Origin of the sequence: Halomonas sp. BLK-85 (genome assembly GCF_044792155.1) — a bacterium.
GTDB lineage: Bacteria > Pseudomonadota > Gammaproteobacteria > Pseudomonadales > Halomonadaceae > Vreelandella.
Map to the genome: position 1 here is coordinate 2682563 of NZ_CP087731.1, position 25533 is coordinate 2708095.

Below are 25533 nucleotides of genomic sequence, written 5' to 3' on the forward strand. Positions count from 1 at the left end.
TTGTTACAGCGGCGCTGAGTCTTTTACCGCTGCGCGTTCAGCCTCCCTCTCGTGCAGGCCCCGCGGCCAGGCATACACCAGGGCCTTGAGCAGCGTGGCCAGGGGGATGGCAAAGAAAATCCCCCAGAACCCCCAGATACCGCCAAAAAACAGCACCGCGACGATAATCGATACCGGGTGCAGGTTGACCGCTTCCGAAAACAGTACCGGTACCAGAACGTTGCCATCCAGCGCCTGAATAATACCGTAAGCGATCAACACATAGGCAAACTGATCACTGATGCCAAAGTGAAAGCCTGCCACTGCGGCCACTGGCAACGTTGCCACGGCGGCGCCGATGTAAGGCACCAGCACGGAGAAGCCAACCAGCACCGCCAGCAGGGCCGAGTAAGGCAGGCCAAAGAAGGTAAAGGTGAAAAACGCCACACAGCCAATAATGATGATCTCGATGAACTTGCCGCGAATATAGTTGGCGATCTGGGCATCCATTTCGTGCCAGATCCGCGTCAGCAAGGTGCGCTTTTGTGGCAGCAGGGAAAGCGTGAATCCCACCAGCACTTCACGGTCCTTGAGCATGAAAAACACCAGAATGGGCACCAGTACCAGGTAGATGATCAGCGCCATGATATTCCCCAGCGAGGCCAGCGAGAGCGTAATGGCACGCTGACCCAGCTGGCTGATTTCACGGCTGGCAACGCCAATCCAGCTCTGCATCTGGTCGGGCGTGATCAGGTTGGGGTAGCGCGACTGCAATTCATCCAGCCAGCTCTGGCCGCTGGCAAACATGCGTGGCGTTTCCTGTACCAGCCCGACCATCTGATTCCAGATCAGCGGCATCAGAATAAAGGCCATGGTTAACAGCACGCTGATAAAGGCCAGGAATACAATCACCACAGCGAGCAACTGCGGGACGTGACGGCGTGTCAGGGCGCTGACGGCGCCCTGCAGCAGAAACGCGATCACTAATGCGGTCAAAAATGGCGCCAGCATTCGGCCCAGCCATATAATCGCGGCGAAACCGGCCACCAGCACCAGCAGCAAGGTCAGCGCTTCCTCGTCGGACAGGTAGCGTTCCACCCAGCCTTTCAGAATGGTCCGCATGGTCATGTCGCGCGGCTCCCTGCCTTGCGAATCCAGTAGTAGTAAACGTCGTCACGCTGCTCACGCGCTTCCAGCGTGTGATCGCTCTGCTCGGTAAAGGACGCCATATCGCGCCAGGAACCGGCATCCGTCGAGCGCACCTCCAAAAGCTGCCCGTCACTCAGGCCGGCCAGCGCCTGCTTGGCTTTCAACAGCGGGAGTGGGCAGTGCAGGCCACAGGCATCCAGGGTGGTATCCGCTACCGGGTACGCGGTGGATTCAAATATTGGCTGATCAGACATTTTTACCCCTCAGGTTTGCCTAAAAGCTGTAATAACACGTTATTGTGACATATTCGATAGCGCGACATGGAAGCATTCCTGCGATTATCAGGCTATGTTGATCATGTTTAACGGCACTTTGCCGGTTGAAGCCATGTCCAAGAACCGTCTCCACCGTGCTCACCCGAGAGGATATCATGCGACGCTTTGGTTGCTTCACCACTCGCTGGCTATGCATCATTACCCTGACGGCCAGTAGCGTTTTTGCCAGCGATGCCAGCGTGGCACAGCGTTTGACGCAAAACGATACACAGCTGCCCACCCTGCGCTCGAGCAGCGATGTGGTCAGCAACGAGGAAATCCGCCTCGGTCAGGCCTGGCTTCGCCAGTTTCGTGCCCAGGTGCCGCAGTGGCAGGATCCCATCAGCCATTACTATCTGGATGGACTGATTGCGCGCCTGGCGCCCTACAGCCAGCTCGGCGGGCTCAGGGCACAGACGATTATGGTCGACAGCCCCTCCTTGAATGCATTTGCGGTGCCGGGCGGCATTATTGGCGTGAATGCCGGCCTGTTTGCCTTTGCCGCTGATGAGGGCGCCTTTGCGTCCGTTCTGGCCCATGAAATGGGCCACCTTTCCCAACGTCATTATGCCCGCGGCAGTGCGCGCGCAGAACAGAACCAGCTGCCCGCCATGGCCGGTATGCTGGCCGGCCTGCTATTGGCCGCCAGCGGTGCGGGCGACGCCGGTATGGCGGCTGCCATGAGCTCCCAGGCAGCCGTCATGCAGGATCAGTTGGCCTATTCAAGACGCTTTGAGGAAGAAGCCGACAGAGTGGGCCTGCAGACCCTGGCCGACGCAGGCTATGACCCCGAAGCCATGGTGCGGATGTTTCGTGACATGCTCAACATGGCTCGCCTGCAGGGCAGCACGCCGCCCGAGTTTCTGCTTACTCACCCGATCACTGACAATCGCCTGAGTGACACCCAGGCTCGCGCCGCCCGGCTTGAGGTCAGTCACCGCCGTGACAACAGCCTGCTGTACGACATGATGCGCGGACGCGCCCTCTTGCATATTCACGCCAATAATCCCCAGGACGCCGTGACGCGTCTGAAGGAGGAAGACCCGGACCCGGATGCCGTTCGCTACCTGGAGGCACTGATCATGGCCGAGAATGGCCAGACCGACCAGGCGCTTCAGGCAATGGACCGCCTCGCTCGCCAGCATCCCGATTTCACCGCCCTGCCTGCCTCAGCCGCTGAGGTTGCTTTTGAAGCACGCCGCTACGATGACGCCATTTCGCGCAGCCAGCAGCTATTACGCCTGATACCCAACTACCTGCCGGCGCAACTGATCATGGCGGAAGCCCAGCTGCAACGCGACCCGCAGGCAGCCTTTGCGCAGTTACGTGATATCACCACCCAGCACCCCGAGACTCCCTACGCCTTTGACCTGCTGGCCGATGCGGCAGGCAGAAGCGGACACAATGGCTGGGGGCACCTGGCACGGGCGGAATACCTGCAGCTGACCGGTCGGGTGGACCGCGGCATACAACAGCTGGACATTGCCCGCGATACGGCCGAGCAGCAGGGAGACGACAATCTGCTGGGCCGCATCGCCCAGCGCAGAGAGGCCTTTATGGACTATCGGGAAGCTTTGGACAAATTCTGAGGGGAGAGCGCAGGCACTGAGGTAAGAAAGCCATCGGCCACTGCCGGGCAGTGGCCGATGGATACGTCTGGCATGGCATCATGCCCGCCCGGGTCAATCAGGCCTTGAAGTTCAGCATGCGCTCCAGAGGCTTGAGTGCTTTTCGCCGCAGGGCATTACTGACCAGCACTTCCCCGCTGCCGTTGCGCAAGGCGCTGGCCAGATTATCCAGGCCGTTCATCGCCATCCAGGGGCAGTGGGCACAGCTGCGGCAGGTGGCGCCATTGCCTGCCGTGGGCGCCTCAAACAGGGCTTTGTCGGGAACGGCTTGCTGCATCTTGAAAAAGATACCCCGATCCGTGGCCACAATCAGCTTGTCATTGGGCAGGGTCTGCGCGGCCTTTATCAGCTGGGACGTCGAGCCCGCCACATCCGCCAGATTCACCACGCCTTCGGGTGATTCCGGGTGAACCAGCACCGCCGCCTCCGGGTGAAGCCGCTTGAGGTCCTCGACCCCCTTGGCCTTGAACTCTTCGTGCACAATGCAGGCGCCATCCCACATCAGCATGTCGGCGCCTGTCTTGTTCTGAATATAGCGACCCAGGTGCTTATCCGGCGCCCAGAGAATTTTTTCTCCCCTGGCCTGCAGGTGCTCAATGACCTCAACCGCAATGGAAGAGGTGACCACCCAGTCTGCCCGCGCCTTCACCGCTGCGGAGGTGTTGGCATAGACCACCACGGTACGATCGGGGTGCTGATCACAGAAGGCGCTGAACTCATCTGCCGGGCAGCCAATATCCAGCGAGCAGGTCGCTTCCAGCGTGGGCATCAGCACGCGTTTGTCGGGTGAGAGGATCTTGGCGGTTTCGCCCATGAAACGCACGCCTGCCACCACCAGGGTCGTTGCAGGGTGGTGGGCACCAAAACGCGCCATTTCAAGTGAATCCGCCACGCAGCCACCGGTCTCCTCTGCCAGCTGCTGAATGGCATCGTCGGTATAGTAATGCGCGACCAGAACGGCGTTGTGCGCCTTGAGAAGCTGTTTGATTTCAGCGACGCGGGCCTGGTCCTGCGCGGGAATCTGCGTGGGGCAATAAGCTTTGGGTAGCGATGTTTCCACCGCTGCCTGAGAAGTCATAATCGTCATCGTGTCTACCACTGTGACAAACAGGGAATCCCCCTGTTGAAACCAATCATACCCAGTGTCATCCACACTCGGCATGCCCGGGTGGCAGGGCTTTGCGTCTATCGCGCTGCACTGCCGATTTAGCACTGGCAGGCATCATGGACAGATTAATACCAGCGCGGTGTGCCTGAGTTCAGCACAACATAGGCTTATTCTGGTAGAAAGCGGTTGTATTGTGCAAGCAAAATGTCAGCGTGGCGTCCTACATCGATAACTGCCCACCTACCCTGTTTCAACCCGGTTACGCCCCTTGCTTTTAGCCTGGTAAAGCGCCTGGTCAGCGCGGGCATAAAGATGCTTGAAATCCAGACCGCTCTGGCAGCCGGTGGCGACGCCAAGGCTGACCGTAATTGATGTCGCGCTGCCCAGCTCCAGGTGAGTCAAGCTCGCGACTGCAGCGCGCACGCGCTCTGCCAGCTCACGGGCGCCATCGGCGTCCGTATCCGGCATCAAGACACAAAACTCCTCGCCTCCCATGCGGGCCAGAACATCTGCCCCGCGGATTTCACCTTGCAACGTTCTGGCAAATACCTGCAAGACACGGTCTCCGGCAGGGTGACCGAAGGTATCGTTCACCTGTTTGAAATGATCAATATCCAGAAGCGCCAAGCTAAGCGGGCGTTCATTTCGTTGGCTTTGCTGGCACAGGCTGTCGGTAAAATTCAACAGGTAGCGGCGATTCCCCAACCCTGTCAGCTCATCCACCTGGCTGAGGTGCATGACTCTCTGGTGCTCACGCTTGAGCCTTAACAAGGCCACCAGGATGCCGGCGACCAATAGCAGAATCACAAACACCAGTACGGCTACCGTTTGCCCCAGACGCTCCATGATGATTCGCTGCTCGCCAGCCTCTGAGTGCAACAACTCACTCAGATCACTGTAAGCCATGGCCAGATCGTTTTCGATCATTTGGCCCTGATGCAGCAAGATTTCAGGTGATCCACCTGAGGCGATCTCATCAAGCTGCTGCTGCATCTCAGGCAGACGCTGTTTAACATCTTGCAGCCGTGCCAGGGAATCACGATAGTCTGATTCGGAAAGACGACTGGCATTCAGGCCAAAGCTGACCCCATCTACATGTCGGGGAACACGCCATAAAAGATTGTCCAGACGGCTGGCAGCGTCAGGGTCGCCGGGGTGTTCGCGTAGATCCTCCAGGGCTGTCCGCAACAGAACAGTATGCAGTTGCGGGCGAACAACATCAGCAACCAGCGCCGTATAGTTAGCGCCCACAAACTGACGAGCCTGAAAGGCATAAAATGCAATGGCAATGGCACAGGTGCCTGCCAGGAGGGTGAAACCCAGCCCTAACTGCCAGCCCAGTGACTTGCTTTCCCGGCGTTTCATTGGACAAAGATTGCGCGAATCGACCAGATCCAGTGGGTCATACTGGCCTTTCCTGCTTCAACCGCCTCTGCCTCAGCCGGGACGATCAGCATGGTGGGGCCAAAGTCAGTCAGCGTCAGGGGTTCCCCCTCAAGACGGGTAACCAGCAGGTAATCCTGTTGCTGAAGATCTTCCGGCGATATGAAAACGGTGTAATCATCATGGGCAATAAAACGCAGCGTCGCAGTTTCATCAATGCCCTGGGCAGCCATCAGGTCTTTCAGCCATACGCCTGCAAAACGCCCATGCGGACCGGCAAAGTGCTGCAACGTTGTTGCATGCAGCGGCACGGATTCGATATCAGCGCGGCTGAGGGTGCGGCGCTCTTCCGGGCCATGCAGGGTAAGAACGGGAGTGTCATCCTGCGAACCAGAAAGCTTGCTGGGTGAGACGTCAGCCGCCTGAGCAGTTAACCCCATGACACTGGCGGTAAGGGCAAGCACGGCAAACACTCGACAACATAAGGAAACCATGGGCAAGGCTCTGAAGGTATCACGGTGAATTAAACCTAACGGCAGCATAGCAGGGATGGCCACTCACCGCTCGAACGCGAGGGTTGCTGTCACCAATAGCCGTGTCAGTTTACCCTGTCATCCATTAGCGGTTTCTTTCAAGTCATTCCGTGTGCAGGTAGGATTTAATGGCGACGACATAACGATTATCCAGTCCGATGGCGAACGGCTATGGCACTTTTTGCACACATAGCATTGCCTCGTCCGCCCGTTAATGCAGACGCCATTGCTTGTTGCCAAAGGAGGCACCTTGATGCGGCTCTCCCTGACCCTGGCGGGGCTTACCCTGCTCGCCACCCTGAATGGGTGTGGTGATTCCAACACTTCTTCTGATGACGCCAGCGAGACGTCTGCCCGGACGACACTGGCGCCCCCGTCGGAAACCGGCATTCTGCAGGTGGCAACCCGCAACGGCCCGACAACTTACTTTATAGACCGCCATCAGCAACCCGCAGGCCCGGAACATGACCTGATCAAGGCCTTTGCCGACGCTCAGGATTGGGAACTTGAATGGACAGTGCATACGTCGACATCCGCCGTGCTGGAGGCTGTCAGCCAGGGCGACGCCCACATTGCCGCGGCGGGCCTGACCCTGCTGCCCTCGCGCTCAGAGATTCTGGCTGAAGGGCCCGTACACACCCGGGTTACCGAGCAACTGGTCTGCCATCGCGATCTGGCCCCGATGCCTGGCTCGCCGGCGCAAATGGCTGACCTTGATATCGTGGTGACTGCTGACTCGAGCTATGTCGAAACCCTTGACCGACTGGCCGGCGAGCATGAAGGCATCGTCTATGAGCAGGATGATCAGCGCACCACAGAGTTACTGCTGAGTGCCGTGGCCGAAAAGACCCTGGATTGTACCGTCGCCGACTCCAATATTGTGCAGATGGTCAGGCGCCACTTTCCAGGCCTTGAAATTGCCCTTGAGCTAGGCTCTCAGCACGAACTTGGCTGGTACCTGCCCCAGCAGCAGGCAGCCCTGGCCGAGAACAGCCAGGCATGGATGGCCAGCGAACAGGGCAAGCAGGCCATTGATGACATGCGCCACCACTATTACGCCTACATCAGCGAATTTGACTTTGTCGATCTCAGGGCCCTGAACCGGCGGATTGAGGAACGCCTGCCTGCTTACATTGATCAGTTCATCGCCGCTGAGGAAAAGACCGGCATGCCTGCTGACCTGCTGGCCGCCCTCGCCTACCAGGAATCACACTGGGACCCAGCGGCGGTATCGCCCACCGGGGTGCGCGGCATCATGATGCTCACCCAGAACACGGCTGAATCACTGGGGGTCACCAACCGGCTTGACCCGGCGGCCGCCATTGATGGCGGCGCCCGCTATCTGGCCGACCGGCACGCAAGGCTGCCTGACAGCATTCCGGAACCCGACCGCCTGTTTCAGGCGCTGGCCAGTTACAACATTGGCCGCGGCCACCTGCTGGATGCCCGCACCCTGGCACGCGAACTGGGCAAGGACCCGGATTCCTGGGAAGATCTGCAGACTGTCCTGCCCCTGAAAGCCGACAAACGCTATTACCCCAACACGCGTTACGGTTATGCACGTGGCTACGAGCCGGTTCACTATGTGCAACGCATTCGCAACTATCGCGATGTCATCGCCACGGCCTTTGAGTAATACCGCCAATGAGGTTTAACGCCGTTGACGCTTTGGGCTACGACTGTTTTTCATTACCACCAGCCGCGCTATTTTTTTAAGAGTACGCTTTTTCCACGCAAACTTGATAAATGGAACTGGTAAGGCTATTTTTTTGTCCATACAATAAAAGCTATGAACATCGACTTTGACCCGGATAAAAGCCTTCGAAATGATCAGGAACGCGGCCTTCCTTTCACTGCGGTAGAACACTTTGATTGGAATGGCGCCATTTTTTTGGAAGACATCCGTTTTGACTATCCTGAACAACGCTTTATTGGCTTAGGAAAGATAGGGGAACGCGTCCATGTTGTTTGTTTTACCCCTATCTCAGATGGCATCCGGGTTATTAGCCTGAGAAAAGCGAACCAGCGAGAGGTGCGTCGCTATGAAAATGCAACTAACGAATAAAGATGGCGAAGTCAGGGAGCTAACCGATGCGGACGTAAAGCATATGCGCCCAATCAGTGAGGTACTGCCTGTCTCTTTGCAACGAGCAATAGGTCAGAGAGGACGCCAGCAAGCTCCCACCAAGGTAAAAACGTCCATACGTCTTTCTCCGGAGGTGATAGAGCATTTCAAAGCTGAGGGGGAAGGTTGGCAGCGGCGTATAGATCAGGCACTTAAAACCTATATCCGCGAGCATGAACAAGGTTAACCGTCTTGGCAGCTCGCACCTTGGTTCACGTTGCAGAGAGAGAGGATGGTTTGTACTGGGAGCTGCTGACAAACACGCACAAAAAAAGCGCCTTTCGGCGCTTTTTTTCATCAGGAACAACCACGTTCCGATGCTGAATCTGGTGGGTCGTGTAGGATTCGAACCTACGACCAATTGATTAAAAGTCAACTGCTCTACCAACTGAGCTAACGACCCTGACAGGGTTCGATTGGTGGGTCGTGTAGGATTCGAACCTACGACCAATTGATTAAAAGTCAACTGCTCTACCAACTGAGCTAACGACCCCCCGAACGGATGCATATAGTACGGATACAACTGGCTATTCGCAAGCACTTTTCACTATTGCACTGTCTTTTTTGTCATTTTCAGCGCCGTTTGGGTTTGCGCATGGCCTGCACCGGGCGCCGCTTGTTCCTGTCCCGGCTCCAGCGGTTTTTCTCATCGGGTGTCAGCTCAGGCACCCTGCGCGATTCAAGCGCTGCCAGGGTCGCCAGATCATCCACTTCTGCCTGGGTCAGCTCTACCCACTCGCCAGCCTTTGCGCGCTTGTCGAGGAAGATATTGCCGTAACGGACGCGCTTGAGCCGGCTGACCGTCAGCTCCTGGGACTCCCAGAGGCGGCGCACTTCACGGTTGCGGCCTTCCAGAATCACCACGTGAAACCAGGTGTTGATGCCTTCGCCGCCAAATTCCTGCACATCGGTGAAACGCGCCGGGCCATCTTCCAGCATGACGCCATCCACCATGGCTACGAGGTGCTCTTTCTTGACGTCACCCATCACGCGAACCGCGTATTCACGCTCAACTTGGGTGGACGGATGCATCAGCCGGTTGGCCAGCTCGCCATCCGTTGTGAACAGCAAGAGGCCGCTGGTATTGATGTCCAGACGCCCAATCGCAATCCAGCGCTCACCTTTCAGGCGCGGCAGACGATCAAAGACGGTGCGCCGCCCTTCCGGATCCTTGCGGGTACACAGCTCGCCTTCTGGCTTGTTGTACATGATGACCCGGCGCGGTACGTCATCTTCGGCCATCAGGGTGATCGGGCGCTCGTCAAAGGTGACCCTGTCCTGGGTTTCAATACGGTCACCCAGGGTAGCGACCTGGTTGTTGACGCGGACGCGGCCATCAGTAATGGCTTTTTCCATTTCGCGGCGTGACCCCAGACCGGCGCGCGCCAGCACTTTCTGGAGCTTTTCACCGCTGGGGGCGTTATTCGTATGATTCTGACTCATGGTCATCTGACCTCGTTCTCTCGTTCTGCGCGGGCAGCTCGCTTTGTGGCTGAGGCTGCTCGCGTGCCGCTAGCCGTGCTTCCAGATCGGCAAAGCTCAGCGGCTGGGTTAACGCCGTCTCGGCGTGTGGGTCGGCAGTCTCTGCCGTCTCAGGTGGCGCATCCTGCACCGTTTTGGCGTCGGCGTCCAGCAGCGCCGCGTCACTTTCGGCCATCAGCTCATGCATGGGGGGCAGGGCGTCCAGGGTTTTAAGGCCAAAATCATCCAGAAAGGTGCGTGTCGTCGCCAACACGGCCGGCCGACCGGGTACGTCTCGATGACCCACCACGCGAATCCAGCCCCGCTCGGTCAGGGTCCGCATGATGGTGGTACTGACCGCTACCCCGCGCACCTCTTCAATATCAGCCCGGGTGACCGGTTGGCGATAGGCAATCAACGCCAGGGTTTCCAATAACGCTCGGGAATAACGCTGGGGGCGCTCATCCCATAGCCGCGATACCCAGGGCGACAGCCTGGGGCGAATGCGCAACTGATAGCCTGAGGCAGTTTCCAGAAGCTCCAGCGCGCCGCGGGAATGGCGCTCGCCCAGGCGTGATAGCGATTGCCTGAGCTCGTTGCGTGGCGGGCATTCAGCATCACGAAACAGCGTTTCCAGGCGTTCCAGCGAGAGGGGCTCACCGGCAGCCAACAACGCCGCCTCAAGAATATCATCCAGCGTTGTCGAGACGTCACTCATGCAGGCTCCTCGTCATAGGCACCATCCTGGTAGTCGCGGGCTCGCACATGAATGGGGGATAGCGGCGCATTCTGGACAATATCGATCATCGCCTCCTTGGATAGCTCCAGGATGGCCATGAACGTCACCACCACGCCAGCCCGACCTTCTTCAAGCGTGAATAATGCTTCAAAGTCGGTGTAGCGGCCAGGAGCCTGATGTAACTGGTCCATGATCGCCAGCATGCGTTCGCGGGTTGACAGCACTTCACGGCTGATATTATGCGTCTTGGCCAGATCCGCACGTTCAAGCAGGGCTTTCAAGGCCCCCAGAAGCTCGTCCAACTCTACTTCAGGATGGATCACCCGGGATTCCAGCGATGGCAAGCCGGCATGCACACTGAACCAGTCGCGGCCCATACGTGGCAGGGTATCGAGAGATTCTGCCGCTTCCTTGAGGCGTTCGTACTCTTGCAGGCGGCGGATCAGTTCGGCGCGCGGGTCTTCTTCGTCGCCGTCCTGTTCTTTAGGTGGGCGCGGCAATAGCGTTCGCGATTTGATTTCGGCCAGCATGGCCGCCATCAGCAGATATTCGCCGGCCAGCTCGATCTGCATGGCTTTCATCAGCTCCATGTATTCAATGTACTGGTGGGTGATGGCCGCCACGTTGATGGTCAGGATATCCAGATTCTGGCGACGAATCAGATACAGAAGCAGGTCCAGCGGCCCCTCAAATGCCTCCAGGAAAACGCGCAGCGCTTCCGGTGGAATATAGAGGTCTTCCGGCATCTGGTTAATCGGCTCATCAAACAGACGCGCCACTGTCTGTGACACCTGCTGCTCGGGCGCTTCCTGCGTCGCGTCCATAGTGGTCTGCGGGCTCTGAAATGAATGGAGGATGGCATGCACTTAATCGCGGTGAAGACTCAGGCAACCGCCTGACGGTGCTTGGTCATATCACCCTGCCCTGCCAGCAGGCCTTCAATGGAAATGTCCTCATCAAGGACATCCCAATGAATCCCTCGTGCGCTTAGCGCATAGCTGGCTAACTGCTGCGGCGTCGCCCTGAGTAATCGTGGGTACCAAGCCAGCGGCACCCCTAAGGTGCGCCCATCATTTAAAGCCACCCAGAAGTTATTATCGTCAAAAGTCACATTTTTAGGAGAAGTAGTCATGCCAAGAAGCCTCCAACAAGCTGCAGTGTTCAATGATCATCTGAGTGATAATACGCAATTGTTTCGCATCAAATCCGTCGTTACTCGCCAGCTGAACCTCAGGAGCCAACCCGAATTTTGCTTCTGACGGTGATTCTATGAAGCCTCGGCTGCCTTGCGAAAGCGGCCTTGGTAATCAAACAGTTTATCGCGAATCTGGACGTGTCGCCCAACTTTGCGCCCGATGACAAAATCCGGGGCGCGCAGACGGCGTTGTTCAGAGATCACTTCCTCCGCTGTCAGCGGTTGCCAGCCAGAGGCCGGGGCGCGCAGATGATCACGCAGATAAGCGGCATAAAAGGCGCGGCGCTGAGCCGGGGTTTCCAGGGCAAACCACTCGGCCAGACTGGCGCCATCCTCATCATGATAGATCACTTTCAGACGTGGCAAGCCGCGCCCGTTGGTGGTGGCTTCAAGTTGCATGCCACTGACCCTCAGCACCTGGGCATCTTTGAGCTTCAGCGCGTCCTTGAGTTTGTCATCGGCATCCACCAACAGGGTCTGGCAACCATGGCAGCGCCGGGCGGCAATGTCATTTTCTGCGCCGCAGTCGCTGCATACCTTAAAGCGGAAGCGAAAATCGCATTGCTGCCTGGCCACCGGCCTGCCGCTGTCCTCTTCAATCAGCCCCTGGCAGCGGCGGCCAAAATGCTCGATCACGAGATCGCCCTCGTGCTTGCCCCAGAAGAGGTTAGCATGGCCACAGGCGGGGCATTCTACCTGCACCGGCTCGCTGTCGCTGTCCGGTTTGGGTGAGCCGACCTCCGGCGCATAGAGATCCCAGGGGTTACCCGCATAGTCGAGAATCAGGCAGTCCGTTTTACCGGGCGAAAGGCGCAGCCCACGCCCGACAATCTGCTGATACAGGCTGACTGATTCAGTGGGGCGCAGAATCGCGATCAGATCCACATGCGGGGCATCAAAACCGGTGGTCAAGACGGCTACATTCACCAGGTATTTGAGCTGTTCAGCCTTGAAGGCCGCAATCAGCCGGGTGCGCGCCTGTGACTCTGTCGCCCCGGTAATCAGGACGGCCTGTTCAGCCGGCAGGTAGCCGAGTATTTCCTCGGCGTGAGCCACGGTGGCGGCAAAAATCATCACCCCACGGCGGTCGGCGGCGTGATGGATGATGTCGGCGATGATCTGCGGCGTGGCCCGGTTACCCGCCACCACCCGATTGAGTTCTTCATCGCGGAACGCCCCTGAGCGGCCCGGCTGGAGGGCAGAAAAATCATAGTGCGCCACCGCCATATCCCGACGCACCGGTGCTGCCAGATAATGCTGCTTGACCATCAGACGCAGCGGCTGCTCAAACACACAATCGCGGAAGAAGCTGTCTTCATCGCCACGCACCATACCGTGATGATGGCGATAGTAGATAAAGCCTTGGCCGAGGCGATAAGGCGTGGCGGTCAGACCCAGAATCTTGAGCTGCGGATTGTGCATTCTGAGGTGCTCGATGACCTGACGGTAGCTGGCGTCTTCATTGGGCGAGACGCGATGGCATTCATCAATCACCAGCAGGGTAAAGCGCGCATCACTGAAGCTTTCCAGGTGGCGTACCACCGATTGCACTGAACCAAACACCACCTGGCGTTCAGCCTGCTTGCGCTTGAGCCCGGCGCTGAAAATATCCGCTTGTAGCCCATACGCCTCATACTTGGCATGATTCTGCTCTACCAGTTCGCGCACATGGGCCAGCACCAACACGCGCCCACGGGCCATTCGCGCCAGCTCGGCAATCAACAGGGATTTCCCACTGCCCGTGGGCAACACCACCACTGCAGGGTCACTGCCAGCGCGAAAATGCGCCACCACCCGGTCTACCGCTTCACGCTGATAAGGGCGCAGGCTGGGAGGACTGCTGAGCGTCACGTTAATGCACCCAGTCTTCTAGCATAAGACCGTCAACAAGGATAAATTCACGGGTATTGTTGGTCACGAGTACCACATCCAGCGCGATCGCATGGCCTGCTATCGCTGTATCGTTGTTACCTAGGGGTGTTCCACGCGCCGCTAACTGCTGCTTGACAGCAATGGTCGCATCAACAGCTGCTTTGCTCCACGGCTCAACCGCATCAAGTCTGCTGACAAACGCATCAATCAGTTGTCGATGTTTTGGCGACGCTTTTTTGCCTACCTGGCCGTAACGCATTTCAGCATAGGTAATCGCTGAAATGACAATACGGTGCTGTTGCGCTGCCTCATCTGCCAGCCTTTGTAAAACGCACGGCGGCATTTCACGCATGATAAATGAGCAGATACAGGTATCCAGCATGAAGACTTTCATGGCGTGAACCGATGCTCGTCGCCAATGACATCCACTCTGTCCTGCAGAAAGTCGCTATCCGCTTTTTCGGATTCACATAGCGTTAACCAACTTGGGCGCAGCGGACGCAGGATAATGGTGTCGCCCTGCTGGATAATTTCCAGCTGCTGCACGCCTTTAAACTCCATGTCCTTGGGCAAGCGAACCGCCTGATTACTGCCGTTACGAAAAATGGATACTGTGCGCATTTCTGCCTCCTGGTATTTCTATTGCCCACCACAAACATCGCTGACATAGGCTTAGCATAGGCCAGCTATCCAAGCATAGCAAAACAAAGGCGACCCTGGGGTCGCCTTATGAAGGTAGCTGACAGACATAGGTTAGCCGAGCCAGACCCGGGCGTTGCGGAACATGCGCAGCCAGGGGGCATCTTCACGCCATTCCGGCGGGCGCCAGGAGTTGGTCACCGCACGGGTCACCCGCTCCGGGTGGGGCATCATGATAGTCACGCGGCCATCTGACGTCGTCAGGCCGGTAATCCCTGCTGGCGAGCCGTTGGGGTTAGCCGGGTAGCGGGTGGTCACCTGGCCGTAGTTGTCGATGTAGCGCAGCGCTATCTGGCGGCTCGACTGCATGTTGCGCAGGTGCGCGGCATCACGGAAGGCGGCGCGGCCTTCACCGTGAGCCACCGCAATCGGCAGGTGAGACCCTTCCATCCCGGCCAGCAGGATGGAAGGACTTTTCTCCACCCGCAGCATGGCCACCCGCGCTTCAAACTGCTCAGATTCATTGCGCACAAAATCAGGCCAGCCCTCCGCACCGGGGATCAGCCCTTTGAGCTGAGACAGCATCTGGCAGCCGTTACATACCCCCAGAGCAAAGCGGTCGTCACGCTTGAAAAAGGCGGCAAACTGCTCCCGCGCGCGCGCGTTGAACAGCACCGATTTTGCCCAGCCGCCGCCGGCGCCCAGCACGTCGCCATAGGAAAAACCGCCGCAAGCCACCAGGCCATTGAAGTCCTCGAGCGTCACCCGACCGGCCAGGATGTCACTCATGTGCACATCCACCGCATTGAAGCCGGCTTTGTCAAAGGCCCAGGCCATTTCAACCTGGCCGTTGACGCCCTGTTCACGCAGTACGGCCATCGCTGGCCGGGTGGTGTTGATAAAGGGGGCGGCGATGTCGTCGTTGATATCAAAGCTGGGCGTGGCTGAAAGACCGGGATCACGGGCATCCAGCAGGTTATCAAACTCGTTCTTGGCACACTCCGGATTATCGCGCAGTGCCTGCATGCGGTAGCTGGTTTCCGACCAGGTACGCTGGGCCAGCTGGCGGGTAGTTTCGAGCAGCGGCGTTTCAAACAGGGTCACTCGCACCTGATCGTCGTAACGCGGACGGGCAATCACGCCGCAGGTTTCGATGCCTGCCATGGCAAACTGGGTCAGTACGGCTTCTGTATCGGCGCGGCTGACCTGAATCACCGCGCCAAGCTCTTCGGCAAACAGCGCATTAAAAGCTTCAACCGGCTCGTCGATCAACCAGTCGAGCTTGATCTCCAGCCCGGCATGGGCCGCAAAGGCCATTTCCAGCAGAGTCACCAAAAGACCACCGTCACTGCGGTCGTGATAGGCCAGAAGTTTGCCATCCCGATTCAGCCCCTGAATCACCTCGAAGAACGCCTTGAGGTCTTCCGGGTCGTCCACGTCCGGGCATTCATTACCCACCTGGCCATAGACCTGCGCCAGCGCCGAGCCGCCAATACGGTTCTGGCCGTTGCCCAGGTCGATCAGGATGAGATCGGACTCCTCCTGCGCCAGATTGATTTCTGGCGTCAGCGTGGCCATGGCGTCGGTCACCGGGGCAAAGCCGGTCACCACCAAGGAGAGCGGTGACGTCACACTTTTGTCTTCCACCTCGCCTTTGGCATCGGTGTCCTGCCAGGCCGTGCGCATCGACATGGAATCCTTGCCCACCGGAATGGCAATGCCCAGTGCCGGGCACAACTCCATCCCCACGGCATGCACCGCATCAAAGAGCGCCTGGTTTTCCCCTGGGTGATTGGCGGCACTCATCCAGTTGGCAGACAGCTTGATATCCCCCAGCTTGGCAATCGGGGCGGCCGCCAGGTTGGTGATCGCCTCCGCTACCGCCAGACGGGCACTGGCGGCCGGGTTAATCAGCGCCACCGGCGGGCGCTCGCCCATGGCCATGGCCTCGCCGGCAAGCGTATCGAAACTGGCTGTGGTGACCGCCACATCGGCGACCGGCACCTGCCAGGGCCCCACCATCTGATCACGCGCCACCTGGCCGGTAATCGAGCGGTCGCCGATGGTGATCAGAAAGCTCTTGGATGCCACGGTGGGCAGGCGCAGGACGCGGTCCATGGCCTCACGCAGGTCCAGGTTATCCAGCATCAAAGCCGAGAGTTCAGGCGTCTTGCGCTTGAATTCACGCAGCATTTTGGGCGCCTTACCGAACAGCACGCTCATCGGCAGATCTACCGGCTGGCTCTCGAAGTGACCATCGCGCACTTCCAGATGATGCTGTTCCAGCGCCTCGCCGACCACGGCGTAAGGGCAACGCTCCCGCTGGCAGAGGGCATCGAAGGTATCGAGATCTTCTGCCGCCACTGCCAGTACATAGCGTTCCTGGGCTTCGTTACACCAGATTTCCAGCGGGCTCATGCCCGGCTCAGCGTTGGGCACGGCACGAATGTCAAAGCGCCCGCCACGGCCAGCGTCCTTGACCAGCTCCGGCAGGGCGTTGGACAGCCCGCCGGCGCCCACATCATGAATAAAGCGAATCGGGTTGTGGTCGCCCAGCGCCCAGCAGCGGTCAATCACTTCCTGAGCCCGGCGCTCGATTTCCGGGTTTTCGCGCTGCACCGAGGCAAAATCCAGATCAGCGCTGGAAACCCCCGAAGCCATGGACGATGCCGCGCCGCCGCCCAGGCCAATCAGCATGGCTGGGCCACCCATCACAATCAGCTTGCCGCCCACCGGGATATCGCCTTTCTGGACGTGCTGGGCGCGGATATTGCCATAGCCCCCCGCCAGCATGATCGGCTTGTGGAAACCACGCCGCTCGATGCCGCCGTCATTGAGCGATTCCTGCTCATAAGTGCGAAAGTAGCCGGTCAGGTTGGGGCGGCCAAATTCGTTATTGAAGGCGGCACCGCCAATCGGGCCGTCCAGCATGATCTGAAACGCCGATTGCATGCGCTCAGGCTTGCCGTAATCGAACGCTTCCCAGGGCTGAACAAACTCTGGAATGCGCAGATTGGAGACGCTAAAACCCGACAGGCCGGCTTTTGGCTTGCCACCAATACCGGTGGCGCCTTCATCGCGGATCTCACCGCCGGAGCCCGTCGCCGCGCCAGGGAAAGGTGCAATCGCCGTCGGGTGGTTATGCGTTTCCACCTTCATCAGGATATGGATGGGCTCCTGGTGGGTAGCGTACCGGGCCTGCTGGCTGTCAGCGCCAGTGAGGGGCGCAGGGAAAAACCGTCCGGCCTGGCTGCCCTTGATCACGGCCGCGTTATCACTGTAGGCGGAAAGGATGTTTTCCGGCGAGGAGGCAAAGGTATTCTTGATCATCTTGAACAGCGAATAGGGCTGTTCAGCAGCGTCGATCACCCAGTCAGCATTGAAGATCTTATGACGACAATGTTCCGAGTTGGCCTGGGCAAACATCATCAACTCAACGTCGGTCGGGTTACGCGCCAGCTCGCGGAAGGCGTCGACCAGATAGTCGACTTCATCCTCGGCCAGCGCCAGGCCCAGTTCAACGTTGGCGCTAGCCAGCGCTTCACGCCCACCGTCGAGAACATCCACCTTGCCCAGCGGCGCCGGGTCATGCCGGGCAAACAGCTGGGCGGCATCGCTGGCGTTATGCAACACGGTTTCCGTCATGCGGTCGTGGAGCAGCCCCGTCAGTGCCGCAAAGGTCGCCTCATCCGGTGTGGCGCTGAATTTCAGGCGGTAATCAATACCCCGTTCGATGCGGGCAATGTCATCCAACCCGCAGTTATGGGCAATATCCGTGGCCTTGGAGGACCAGGGAGACTGGGTACCGATACGCGGCACCACCAGAAAGCGCGCCGCCCCGTCAGTCAGCGTCGGCCTTTCGGTAGAGGTCTGGGAGTGGCCATAGTCGAGCAGCTTTTCCAGGCGTTCATGCGTAGCAGGCGAAAGCTCAGTGCGATGATCAACAAAGTGAACATAATCGGCCGATAACGCCTCGACCTCAGGCGCGTGCGCCTTAAGCAAGGCCAATAAACGCGCATGACGGAAGGCAGAAAGGGCTGACGAGCCGCGCAGTTCGAGCATATCTTGGAGCCTCTAAAGCAGGAGTTGCAAGCAGGAAACACTGGCGCCGCTTGGCGGCATTTGACGCTATGATACTGGAAAGCAGAGGGCATACGAAATCAAGTTGGTGACAGCCTGGCGGGAGCTGGGTATCGTGTGCCCATGATAGACATTCGAAAGCGGCCATGCTGACTCGCATACACTCGCCCATGACATTATTTTATCGCCTGTGCCTGGCACTTTCGAGCGCCTTACTGTTGGTAATGATTCCCGCGGTTTCGAACGTGTCTGTATTCCTGCCTCCCTTTTCTTCAACTGCCGGGAATGAGCACCTGACACTGGTTAAAAGTCGCGACTTTGTGACCTTTCATACCCGCACTTCGCCCACCACCTATTACGAAGGCCGGCATGGTCCGACAGGGTTCGAGTATGAACTGATGCGCCGCTTTGCCGAGCGCCTGGGGGTCAGCCTCAACCTGGACGCCAACCACCACCTGGACAGCATCCTGCCAGCCGTTCGTGCACGAGGCGATATTGGTGCGGCGGGCCTACCGCTCACGCCTGACACTCAAGGCATTCAATATACCCACCCGATCATCGAGATGCAGCCGCTGGTGGTTTACCGCCGTGGGCTGAACGGGATTGATTCCGTGGCTGACCTGGCTGACCTCAACGTCGGCACCCTGAATGGATCAGGATTGACGGCGGCTCTTCAGCGTTTGAAGCAGCAATATCCGGACCTCACCTGGAAGGCCTCCAGTGAGATTGAGGTTGCCGACCTGCTCGCCAGTATCCAGAGCGGCAGCCTGGATGCCGCGGTTATTTTTGATCACCAGTTTCGTGTCAACCGCTTGTTCTTCCCTGACGTCGAGCGCGGTTTTCTGCTGGGTGAGCCAGTGTCCATGGTGTGGGCGCTACCCAGCGGCCGAGGCCTGGAGCTGATTGATGCCGCCAACGACTTTATCCGCGCACTACATGACAACGGTGAACTGGAGGCATTGATCACCCGCCACTTTGGCCACGATGACTATCTGGAATATGTCGGTACGCGCACCTTTCTGTCACACCTTGATTCTCGGCTGCCACAATACACCGAGCTTTTCAAACAGGCTGCCCAGCAAACCGGCTTTGACTGGAAACTGCTGGCGGCGCTGGGTTATCAGGAGTCTCACTGGGACCCGGATGCGGTCTCCCCCACCGGGGTGCGCGGCTTGATGATGCTGACCAACGCGACGGCCAAGGACATGAACATCAGCAACCGGCGCGACCCGGCACAAAGCATTGATGGTGGCTCGCGCTACCTGCGCCACGTAATGGACAGGCTGCCGGAAAGCATCACCGGTGAAGACCGTCTCTATATGGCCATGGCCGCTTACAACGTGGGGCTTGGCCATCTTTACGATGCCCGCAAGATCACCGACATGCGCGGTGGGAACCCGGATCTTTGGGTAGACGTACGCGAATCCCTGCCTCTACTGCAGCACCGCGAGTGGCATAGCAAGACACGCCACGGCTATGCCCGCGGCGGCGAGCCGGTGATCTACGTACGCAATATCCGCCGTTATTACGAAATGCTGGATTACGTTGAGCGCAGCCGGGAGCAGTTTTTCCAACTGGAACAGACAAGCATTGACGATGCGTCCGGATTGGACCTTGAGATGATGCCGTCGCTGGAGCCGCCTAGCGACGTTCGCTGAAAAAGCGTTTCAGCAGCCGCCTGGCGGGAACGGCCAGGACACCGCCGCTTACCTCAATGGTGTGGTTAAACCAGGGTTGTGCCAACAGGTTGGCTTTTGACTCCACCATGCCGGTGCGCGGTTCAGCAGTGGCATACACCAGACGAGCAATGCGTGCATGCACCATGGCACCGGTACACATCATGCAGGGTTCCAGGGTAACGTACAGGGTGGCGCCTTCCAGCCGATAGTTACCGGCGGTCTGTCCGGCGGCGCGCAGGGCCAGGATTTCCGCATGGGCGCTGGGATCACAGCCGGATACGGGCGCATTGTAAGCGCAAGCCAGGACCTCCCCATCTGCCGAGACGACCACTGCTCCCACCGGCACTTCACCTGCCTCAAACGCCAGGTGGGCCTGATCAAGCGCCCGGTGCATATAGAATTCATCGCTGCGCATGGCATCAAACTCCGCTATGGTAGACAAACGAACGTATGATAGAGACTGTGGACGCTACGATTGATGTCGTCATGACTTCGTCAGTAACAGCCCATCTCAACTGACATGATTCAACAGCAATGCCTGACAGGATATACCACTATGACTGACTCGCCTCGCACCGGTCTATCAACACAAGCATCACTCGACAAGCTTGTCAGCCTGATGTCCCTGGAGCCCCTGGAAGAGACCCTTTTTCGTGGTCAGAGCCAGGACCTGGGGTTTCCTCAACTGTATGGTGGCCAGGTGCTTGGGCAAGCCCTGGCAGCCGCCAGCATGACGGTACCGACAGATCGCCAGCCGCACTCCCAGCATGGCTATTTCCTGCGCCCCGGTGACCCTCACCGCCCCGTGGTCTACCAGGTTGACAAGGTGCGTGACGGCGGCAGTTTCACTACCCGCCGAGTGACGGCCATCCAGAAAGGTCGGCCCATCTTCTTCTGCAGTGCCTCCTTTCAGACGCCGGAACCCAATCCGCTGGCTCATCATAGCCCGATGCCGGACGTGCCCACTGCCGAGGCGCTGCTTGCCAGCGGCAAGGCGCAGCATAGCCGCTTCCCGGGCCACCCTATCGAGTTCGTCTATCTTTCGCGCAGCGACGCCCGTCAGGCGCCTGCCCATCAACAGCTGTGGTTTCGCCTGGCGGGCCAACTGGCCGAAGAGCCGGCCCTGCACCGCCATCTGCTCGCCTACGTGTCGGATTTCAACCTGTTGACCACCGGCTTGCTGCCACACAGGATTGACTATAAAGACCCCCGACTGCAGATCGCCAGCCTTGATCATGCCCTCTGGCTACATCAGGACGTTCGACTGGATGAATGGCTGCTATACACCACCGATTCTCCCTGGACAGGCGGCGCCCGTGGCCTGGCGCGCGGCCAGATCTACCATCACCAGGGGCAATTGGTCGCCTCCACGGCTCAGGAAGGCTTGATGCGCCTGCACGATGCACCTGTACGCTGAGGTTTATCGCTGAGAATTAACGCTCGCAAACCGTCAGGCACCGTAGACGTCGTTGACGCTCTCCAGCGGATAGTGGGCGGGATACGGTTTGCGGGCCACCCCTGAATCCACCGCTGCCTGAGCCACCGCCGCCGAGACCCTGTCCAGCAGGCGGACATCCACCGGTGTGGGAATGATGTAGTCTCGCCCGAAATGCATTGAATCCCGTTCATAGGCCTCCAGCACGGCCTGGGGCACCGGCTCGTGGGCCAGGTCTTTGAGGGCGTGAACGGCGGCCAGTTTCATGGCTTCATTGATCCGGGTCGCGCGAACATCCAGGGCCCCCCGGAAGATGAACGGGAAGCCGAGCACGTTATTGACCTGGTTCGGGTAATCGGAACGCCCGGTGGCCATGATCACATCCGGGCGGGCATCACGGGCCACCTCAGGATGGATCTCTGGATCCGGGTTGGTGCAGGCGAAAATCACCGGATCTGGCGCCATCATCGTGACCTGCTCGGCCGACAGCAGCCCGGGGCCGGAAAGCCCGATAAATACATCCGCGCCGTCAATGGCGTCGTCGAGGGTACGCATACCCGTATCTCGGGCAAACTCAGCCTTGTAGGCATTGATCTCTTCGCGATCGGCATGGATAACGCCCCGGCGATCCAGCATCACCAGATTTTCCCGCTGTGCGCCGCAGGCAACCAACAGGCGCATACAGGCAATCGCTGCGGCACCGGCCCCCATGCAGACAATCCTGACATCCTCGATTCGCTTACCGGCAATCTCCAGCGCATTCAGCATCCCGGCCGCCGTGACAATGGCGGTGCCATGCTGGTCATCATGAAAGACTGGCACCTCACAGCGCTCAATCAGGGTTCTCTCGATGTCAAAGCATTCAGGCGCCTTGATGTCCTCAAGGTTGATACCCCCCCAGGTGCCGGCAATCCGCGCGACGGTGTCAATGAAGGCCTGGGGCGTTTCCGCGTCAACTTCCACATCCACCGAGTTGATACCGGCAAACCGCTTGAACAGCACCCCCTTGCCTTCCATCACCGGTTTGCTGGCCAGCGGCCCCAGGTCACCCAAGCCCAGGATCGCACTGCCATTCGAAATCACCGCGACCAGGTTGCCTTTACCCGTATAGCGGAATACATTCTCCGGGTCGCGAGCGATTTCACGCACCGGTTCGGCCACGCCCGGGCTATAGGCCAGCGCCAGATCGCGCGCGGTGGCCGCAGGCTTTGTCAACTCGACCGAGAGTTTTCCGGGGACAGGTTTAGCGTGATAATCCAGAGCATCCTGCTTGAAGGCATCCGTCATGATGAGAGGTCCGATTGAAGGCTTAGAGGGCGTCGGCACGGCAACAGCAACATGCGTATAACGTTACTGACAACGCAAAACAGGCATTGGAGAATATAGAAAAACCGTCATTGCCTCAAGTTGACACCCGATAGCAAAAAACCCCCAGCCATGGGCTGAGGGTCTGATGAAAAGCGGGTTATGCCACACGCAGGGGCATCTGCCATAACGCGGTTGAGCGCTGATCAGCCGCGTTTTACGGCAGCACCAAAACGCTTGTTGAAGCGTTCTACACGGCCACCGGTGGTTGCCTGCTTCTGCTTGCCGGTATAGAAGGGGTGGCAGTTAGAGCACACGTCCAGAGAAAAGTCATGCCCGGACGTTGAGCCGACCTGAAAGCTGGCACCGCAAGAACAGCTTGCCGTTACCGTGTTGTAATTCGGGTGAATACCTTGTTTCATCTTAAGCCTCGCGAAGCTGTATGCCGCCACCTGATCACTTGCCAGGCACCGCATACGGGTTTGAAATCGATTAACCGGTCAAGCCGCCAGAGCTTTCTATTCTCAGGCGGTCGCATATCTTAGCAAACCTGACGCCGGAGGCCAATTGCCGCGTTCACCTCTTTTATCGGCACCCGTGCTGCGTGTGGCACTGCCCTCGCCGCTGCGCCGGCTGTTTGATTATCTGCCGTCAGCCACGCCACCCACAGAGGGCTGGCAGGAAGGGCTGCGGGTTAGCGTTCCTTTCGGGCGCCGTCATGTGGTGGGCGTGATTGTTGAACTGGCCCACCACAGCGAGCTCCCCAGAGAGCAGCTGAAGTGTATTCATGAGGTGCTGGATGACACACCACTACCCGCCGACTGGCTGTGGCTGTGCCATTTTACCGCCCGCTATTATCAGCACAGCCTGGGCGATACGCTGGCCAACGCCATGCCGGCGAGATTACGTCAGGGCCACCCCATGGCCGGGCGAACCCAGACGCTCTGGAAACGCAGTGCCGATGCCGCCGAGCAACATGACTTTGGCAGAGCCCGCCGCCAGGCAGCACTCTGGGACCTGCTGGGCCAGCACCCCAATGGCCTGGCCAGTCGGGTGATCAGCGCTCATGGTTTTACCCAGGATACCCTCAACCGCCTGGCCCACAAGGGGTTGATTACCTCAACCACCCAGGCCCTGACGGCGGCAACCCCTGCGCACACTCAGCAACCACTGGCCAATCCGGCATTGCCCCTTAATCGCGAGCAGGCGGTGGCCCTGGCCGCCCTGCACGAAAAGCTGGATGACTTTCACCCCTGCCTGCTGGAAGGCGTGACCGGCAGCGGCAAGACCGAGGTCTACCTGCAACTGATTGACGCCGTTGTCAGCAAGGGCCGACAGGCCCTGGTCCTGATCCCCGAAATTGGCCTGACGCCCCAGACTCTGGCGCGCTTTCGCCAACGCTTCAATGTGCCGGTGCTGGCGCTGCACTCCGGGCTGACCGACCCGGAGCGTCTGGATGTCTGGGAAGCCGCTGCAGGTGGCCGTGCGCTGATTATCATCGGCACTCGCTCAGCCATTTTCACCCCCCTGGCTCGCCCCGGGGCGATCATCGTCGACGAAGAACATGATGGCTCCTACAAGCAGCAGGACGGCCTGCGCTACCACGCCAGGGATCTGGCCGTTGCACGCGCTCACCATCATCGCATACCGGTATTGCTGGGCAGTGCCACCCCGTCACTGGAAAGCCTCCATCAGGCATTACAGGGGGTCTACCGGCACCTGACGCTGACCCAGCGGGCCAGCCGCCATGCCCCCGCTCGCCTGGAGCTGAACGATCTCCGCCATCAGCCTTGCCGAGGTGGCCTGCTGCCGGGCACCATCAAGGCGATCAGGCAGACCCTCGAAGCGGGCAAGCAGGTGCTGGTGTTCATCAACCGGCGCGGTTTTGCGCCCACCCTGGCCTGCCACGCCTGTGGCTGGGTGGCCGAGTGCCATCAATGTGATGCCCGCATGACGCTGCACCGCCAGCCACCGCTTTTGGCCTGCCACCATTGCGATGCCCGCCGGGCATTGCCTCCTGCCTGCCCGGAATGCGCCAGCGGCGATCTGCGCGCCCTGGGCAGCGGTACCGAACGCACCGAGGAGACGCTGCAGGGCCTGTTTCCCAAGGCTGATATTCATCGCATCGACCGCGACAGTACCCGGCGCAAGGACAGCTTTGAGCAGATCATGAAAGACGTCTCCCGCGGCGACCCCTGCCTGCTGGTGGGCACCCAGATGCTGGCCAAGGGCCACCACCTGCCCCACGTCACCCTGGTCGTGGTCATCAATGCCGATGGCGGCCTGTATGCAGCAGACTTCCGCGCCCTGGAGCATAGTGCCCAGCTGTTGGAGCAAGTAGCCGGACGCGCGGGTCGCGCCGCCGACCCAGGCCGTGTGCTGGTGCAAACCCTGCACCCGGATGACCCTCACCTTAACCAGTTGGCCGCACACGGCTACGCCGCCCTGGCGCGCCACTTGCTCGCCGAACGACGCAGCGCCCAGCTGCCGCCCTTCAGCTTTATGGCCCTGTTACGGGTAGAAAGCCCCCAGGCCGAGGCTGCCACACAGCTGGTCAGCGAGGCCGCCCAGCAGGTACGCGACTGGCTCGAGACCCAGCCTGTTCAGGTGCGCTGCCTGGGACCGATACCCGCCCCCATGGAGCGCCGCCAGAACCGCTACCACCTGCATGTGATGTTAAGTGCAGCCAAGCGCAGCCACCTGCACCAGGCTGCCCGCTTTCTGGTGTACTGGCTGGAAAATAACCGCGAGGCTCGCCGGGTGCGCTGGTCACTGGATATTGACCCGCAAACGCTCAGCTAGCCGACCTGATCGTGGGATGATGTTTGAAAGTCACCCACAATCGTCGATAATACGTGCGTTTATGATGCGCACGCGCACGCCGCCACCGACGTTACCGGATACTCACT

Annotated in this window: 24 protein-coding genes and 2 tRNA genes; 7 read left to right on the plus strand and 19 right to left on the minus strand. The window is 59.2% G+C overall.

The window, feature by feature from the left end:
* Nucleotides 1-3 precede the first annotated feature (3 nt).
* Both LL947_RS12120 and LL947_RS12125 read right to left on the minus strand, forming a co-directional pair.
* The gene (locus LL947_RS12120) at nucleotides 4-1107 is read right to left on the minus strand and encodes an AI-2E family transporter (protein ID WP_290821701.1); all 1104 of its coding nucleotides are present in this window, start codon (nucleotides 1105-1107) and stop codon (nucleotides 4-6) included.
* Nucleotides 1104-1382, minus strand: a complete 279-nt coding sequence (locus LL947_RS12125) for a sulfurtransferase TusA family protein (RefSeq protein WP_499833349.1) — start codon at nucleotides 1380-1382, stop codon at nucleotides 1104-1106. Before LL947_RS12125 ends, LL947_RS12120 begins: the two co-directional genes overlap by 4 nt.
* Nucleotides 1383-1558: 176 nt before the next feature.
* Here LL947_RS12125 and LL947_RS12130 point away from each other — a divergent pair, with 176 nt between their 5' ends.
* Complete coding sequence (locus tag LL947_RS12130; RefSeq protein WP_499833350.1) at nucleotides 1559-3031, plus strand: M48 family metalloprotease; 1473 nt, start codon at nucleotides 1559-1561, stop codon at nucleotides 3029-3031.
* A gap of 97 nt (nucleotides 3032-3128) precedes the next feature.
* On the opposite strand, the gene nadA is transcribed toward LL947_RS12130, so the two are convergent.
* The 3 genes from nadA to LL947_RS12145 all read right to left on the minus strand — a co-directional run bounded on the left by nadA (nucleotide 3129) and on the right by LL947_RS12145 (nucleotide 6055).
* Nucleotides 3129-4157, minus strand: coding sequence for a quinolinate synthase NadA (gene nadA, locus LL947_RS12135; protein WP_404414230.1), 1029 nt, complete (start codon nucleotides 4155-4157; stop codon nucleotides 3129-3131).
* 261 nt (nucleotides 4158-4418) lie between these two features.
* Nucleotides 4419-5543 carry a GGDEF domain-containing protein gene (locus tag LL947_RS12140; RefSeq protein ID WP_499833351.1) on the minus strand — a complete coding sequence of 375 codons (1125 nt, stop codon included), beginning with the start codon at nucleotides 5541-5543 and terminating at the stop codon, nucleotides 4419-4421.
* On the minus strand, nucleotides 5540-6055 hold the full coding sequence (locus LL947_RS12145) for a molybdopterin-dependent oxidoreductase (RefSeq protein ID WP_404414234.1): 516 nt from the start codon (nucleotides 6053-6055) through the stop codon (nucleotides 5540-5542). Before LL947_RS12145 ends, LL947_RS12140 begins: the two co-directional genes overlap by 4 nt.
* 292 nt (nucleotides 6056-6347) lie before the next feature.
* Between LL947_RS12145 and mltF (LL947_RS12150) the strand changes: the two genes are divergently transcribed.
* The 3 genes from mltF (LL947_RS12150) (at nucleotide 6348) to LL947_RS12160 (ending at nucleotide 8406) form a co-directional block, all read left to right on the plus strand.
* Nucleotides 6348-7730 (plus strand): membrane-bound lytic murein transglycosylase MltF, encoded by a 1383-nt coding sequence (gene mltF / locus LL947_RS12150; RefSeq protein WP_499833352.1) that lies wholly within the window; start codon nucleotides 6348-6350, stop codon nucleotides 7728-7730.
* A gap of 153 nt (nucleotides 7731-7883) precedes the next feature.
* On the plus strand, nucleotides 7884-8159 hold the full coding sequence (locus tag LL947_RS12155) for a BrnT family toxin (protein ID WP_499833353.1): 276 nt from the start codon (nucleotides 7884-7886) through the stop codon (nucleotides 8157-8159).
* On the plus strand, nucleotides 8137-8406 hold the full coding sequence (locus tag LL947_RS12160) for a BrnA antitoxin family protein (protein WP_499833354.1): 270 nt from the start codon (nucleotides 8137-8139) through the stop codon (nucleotides 8404-8406). The genes LL947_RS12155 and LL947_RS12160 overlap by 23 nt, the downstream gene beginning before the upstream one ends.
* A gap of 140 nt (nucleotides 8407-8546) precedes the next feature.
* On the opposite strand, the gene LL947_RS12165 is transcribed toward LL947_RS12160, so the two are convergent.
* The 11 genes from LL947_RS12165 to purL form a co-directional block, all read right to left on the minus strand.
* Nucleotides 8547-8622 (minus strand) — tRNA-Lys (locus LL947_RS12165).
* A gap of 14 nt (nucleotides 8623-8636) precedes the next feature.
* Nucleotides 8637-8712, minus strand: a tRNA-Lys gene (locus LL947_RS12170).
* 80 nt (nucleotides 8713-8792) lie between these two features.
* Nucleotides 8793-9662, minus strand: coding sequence for a 23S rRNA pseudouridine(2605) synthase RluB (gene rluB, locus LL947_RS12175; protein WP_499833355.1), 870 nt, complete (start codon nucleotides 9660-9662; stop codon nucleotides 8793-8795).
* Nucleotides 9640-10398 carry an SMC-Scp complex subunit ScpB gene (scpB, locus tag LL947_RS12180; RefSeq protein ID WP_290821717.1) on the minus strand — a complete coding sequence of 253 codons (759 nt, stop codon included), beginning with the start codon at nucleotides 10396-10398 and terminating at the stop codon, nucleotides 9640-9642. The genes rluB and scpB overlap by 23 nt, the downstream gene beginning before the upstream one ends.
* Nucleotides 10395-11243 (minus strand): segregation and condensation protein A, encoded by an 849-nt coding sequence (locus LL947_RS12185; RefSeq protein WP_499833357.1) that lies wholly within the window; start codon nucleotides 11241-11243, stop codon nucleotides 10395-10397. Before LL947_RS12185 ends, scpB begins: the two co-directional genes overlap by 4 nt.
* A gap of 59 nt (nucleotides 11244-11302) precedes the next feature.
* A complete protein-coding gene (locus LL947_RS12190; protein WP_499833359.1) occupies nucleotides 11303-11551 on the minus strand; it encodes a DUF2442 domain-containing protein in 249 nt (82 codons plus the stop codon).
* Nucleotides 11535-11660, minus strand: coding sequence for a hypothetical protein (locus LL947_RS12195; RefSeq protein ID WP_404414240.1), 126 nt, complete (start codon nucleotides 11658-11660; stop codon nucleotides 11535-11537). Before LL947_RS12195 ends, LL947_RS12190 begins: the two co-directional genes overlap by 17 nt.
* 26 nt (nucleotides 11661-11686) lie before the next feature.
* Nucleotides 11687-13465 carry a DNA repair helicase RadD gene (radD, locus tag LL947_RS12200; protein ID WP_499833361.1) on the minus strand — a complete coding sequence of 593 codons (1779 nt, stop codon included), beginning with the start codon at nucleotides 13463-13465 and terminating at the stop codon, nucleotides 11687-11689.
* A gap of 1 nt (nucleotide 13466) precedes the next feature.
* Nucleotides 13467-13868 carry a type II toxin-antitoxin system VapC family toxin gene (locus LL947_RS12205; protein ID WP_499833363.1) on the minus strand — a complete coding sequence of 134 codons (402 nt, stop codon included), beginning with the start codon at nucleotides 13866-13868 and terminating at the stop codon, nucleotides 13467-13469.
* 8 nt (nucleotides 13869-13876) lie between these two features.
* Complete coding sequence (gene vapB, locus LL947_RS12210; protein ID WP_404414246.1) at nucleotides 13877-14107, minus strand: type II toxin-antitoxin system VapB family antitoxin; 231 nt, start codon at nucleotides 14105-14107, stop codon at nucleotides 13877-13879.
* Nucleotides 14108-14239: 132 nt separating this feature from the next.
* Nucleotides 14240-18187, minus strand: coding sequence for a phosphoribosylformylglycinamidine synthase (gene purL / locus LL947_RS12215; RefSeq protein WP_499833364.1), 3948 nt, complete (start codon nucleotides 18185-18187; stop codon nucleotides 14240-14242).
* Nucleotides 18188-18351: 164 nt separating this feature from the next.
* Between purL and mltF (LL947_RS12220) the strand changes: the two genes are divergently transcribed.
* Nucleotides 18352-19863: a membrane-bound lytic murein transglycosylase MltF gene (gene mltF / locus LL947_RS12220; protein WP_499833365.1), complete on the plus strand. Its 1512-nt coding sequence runs from the start codon at nucleotides 18352-18354 to the stop codon at nucleotides 19861-19863.
* Here the strand turns inward: mltF (LL947_RS12220) and tadA are convergent.
* Nucleotides 19847-20299 carry a tRNA adenosine(34) deaminase TadA gene (gene tadA / locus LL947_RS12225; RefSeq protein ID WP_404414251.1) on the minus strand — a complete coding sequence of 151 codons (453 nt, stop codon included), beginning with the start codon at nucleotides 20297-20299 and terminating at the stop codon, nucleotides 19847-19849. The two genes, mltF (LL947_RS12220) and tadA, sit on opposite strands and share 17 nt — an antisense overlap.
* A 141-nt stretch (nucleotides 20300-20440) precedes the next feature.
* Here tadA and LL947_RS12230 point away from each other — a divergent pair, with 141 nt between their 5' ends.
* Nucleotides 20441-21301 (plus strand): acyl-CoA thioesterase, encoded by an 861-nt coding sequence (locus LL947_RS12230; RefSeq protein WP_499833366.1) that lies wholly within the window; start codon nucleotides 20441-20443, stop codon nucleotides 21299-21301.
* Between the two features lie 33 nt (nucleotides 21302-21334).
* Here the strand turns inward: LL947_RS12230 and LL947_RS12235 are convergent, their stop codons facing one another.
* Both LL947_RS12235 and rpmE read right to left on the minus strand, forming a co-directional pair.
* Nucleotides 21335-22606, minus strand: a complete 1272-nt coding sequence (locus LL947_RS12235; RefSeq protein WP_499833367.1) for a malic enzyme-like NAD(P)-binding protein — start codon at nucleotides 22604-22606, stop codon at nucleotides 21335-21337.
* A 224-nt stretch (nucleotides 22607-22830) separates the two neighbouring features.
* Nucleotides 22831-23046: a 50S ribosomal protein L31 gene (rpmE, locus tag LL947_RS12240; RefSeq protein ID WP_290821730.1), complete on the minus strand. Its 216-nt coding sequence runs from the start codon at nucleotides 23044-23046 to the stop codon at nucleotides 22831-22833.
* Nucleotides 23047-23191: 145 nt separating this feature from the next.
* Here rpmE and LL947_RS12245 point away from each other — a divergent pair, with 145 nt between their 5' ends.
* Nucleotides 23192-25426, plus strand: coding sequence for a primosomal protein N' (locus tag LL947_RS12245; protein ID WP_499833368.1), 2235 nt, complete (start codon nucleotides 23192-23194; stop codon nucleotides 25424-25426).
* Nucleotides 25427-25533: the final 107 nt, after the last annotated feature.

Excerpts from the sequence above, each read along its gene's own strand:
- LL947_RS12120 (WP_290821701.1), bottom strand. The coding sequence starts at position 1,107 with ATGACCATGCGGACCATTCTGAAAGGCTGGGTGGAACGCTACCTGTCC.
- LL947_RS12125 (WP_499833349.1), bottom strand. The coding sequence starts at position 1,382 with ATGTCTGATCAGCCAATATTTGAATCCACCGCGTACCCGGTAGCGGAT.
- LL947_RS12130 (WP_499833350.1), top strand. The coding sequence starts at position 1,559 with ATGCGACGCTTTGGTTGCTTCACCACTCGCTGGCTATGCATCATTACC.
- nadA (WP_404414230.1), bottom strand. The coding sequence starts at position 4,157 with ATGACGATTATGACTTCTCAGGCAGCGGTGGAAACATCGCTACCCAAA.
- LL947_RS12140 (WP_499833351.1), bottom strand. The coding sequence starts at position 5,543 with ATGAAACGCCGGGAAAGCAAGTCACTGGGCTGGCAGTTAGGGCTGGGT.
- LL947_RS12145 (WP_404414234.1), bottom strand. The coding sequence starts at position 6,055 with ATGGTTTCCTTATGTTGTCGAGTGTTTGCCGTGCTTGCCCTTACCGCC.
- mltF (WP_499833352.1), top strand. The coding sequence starts at position 6,348 with ATGCGGCTCTCCCTGACCCTGGCGGGGCTTACCCTGCTCGCCACCCTG.
- LL947_RS12155 (WP_499833353.1), top strand. The coding sequence starts at position 7,884 with ATGAACATCGACTTTGACCCGGATAAAAGCCTTCGAAATGATCAGGAA.
- LL947_RS12160 (WP_499833354.1), top strand. The coding sequence starts at position 8,137 with ATGAAAATGCAACTAACGAATAAAGATGGCGAAGTCAGGGAGCTAACC.
- rluB (WP_499833355.1), bottom strand. The coding sequence starts at position 9,662 with ATGAGTCAGAATCATACGAATAACGCCCCCAGCGGTGAAAAGCTCCAG.
- scpB (WP_290821717.1), bottom strand. The coding sequence starts at position 10,398 with ATGAGTGACGTCTCGACAACGCTGGATGATATTCTTGAGGCGGCGTTG.
- LL947_RS12185 (WP_499833357.1), bottom strand. The coding sequence starts at position 11,243 with ATGGACGCGACGCAGGAAGCGCCCGAGCAGCAGGTGTCACAGACAGTG.
- LL947_RS12190 (WP_499833359.1), bottom strand. The coding sequence starts at position 11,551 with ATGACTACTTCTCCTAAAAATGTGACTTTTGACGATAATAACTTCTGG.
- LL947_RS12205 (WP_499833363.1), bottom strand. The coding sequence starts at position 13,868 with ATGCTGGATACCTGTATCTGCTCATTTATCATGCGTGAAATGCCGCCG.
- vapB (WP_404414246.1), bottom strand. The coding sequence starts at position 14,107 with ATGCGCACAGTATCCATTTTTCGTAACGGCAGTAATCAGGCGGTTCGC.
- purL (WP_499833364.1), bottom strand. The coding sequence starts at position 18,187 with ATGCTCGAACTGCGCGGCTCGTCAGCCCTTTCTGCCTTCCGTCATGCG.
- mltF (WP_499833365.1), top strand. The coding sequence starts at position 18,352 with ATGCTGACTCGCATACACTCGCCCATGACATTATTTTATCGCCTGTGC.
- tadA (WP_404414251.1), bottom strand. The coding sequence starts at position 20,299 with ATGCGCAGCGATGAATTCTATATGCACCGGGCGCTTGATCAGGCCCAC.
- LL947_RS12230 (WP_499833366.1), top strand. The coding sequence starts at position 20,441 with ATGACTGACTCGCCTCGCACCGGTCTATCAACACAAGCATCACTCGAC.
- LL947_RS12235 (WP_499833367.1), bottom strand. The coding sequence starts at position 22,606 with ATGACGGATGCCTTCAAGCAGGATGCTCTGGATTATCACGCTAAACCT.
- rpmE (WP_290821730.1), bottom strand. The coding sequence starts at position 23,046 with ATGAAACAAGGTATTCACCCGAATTACAACACGGTAACGGCAAGCTGT.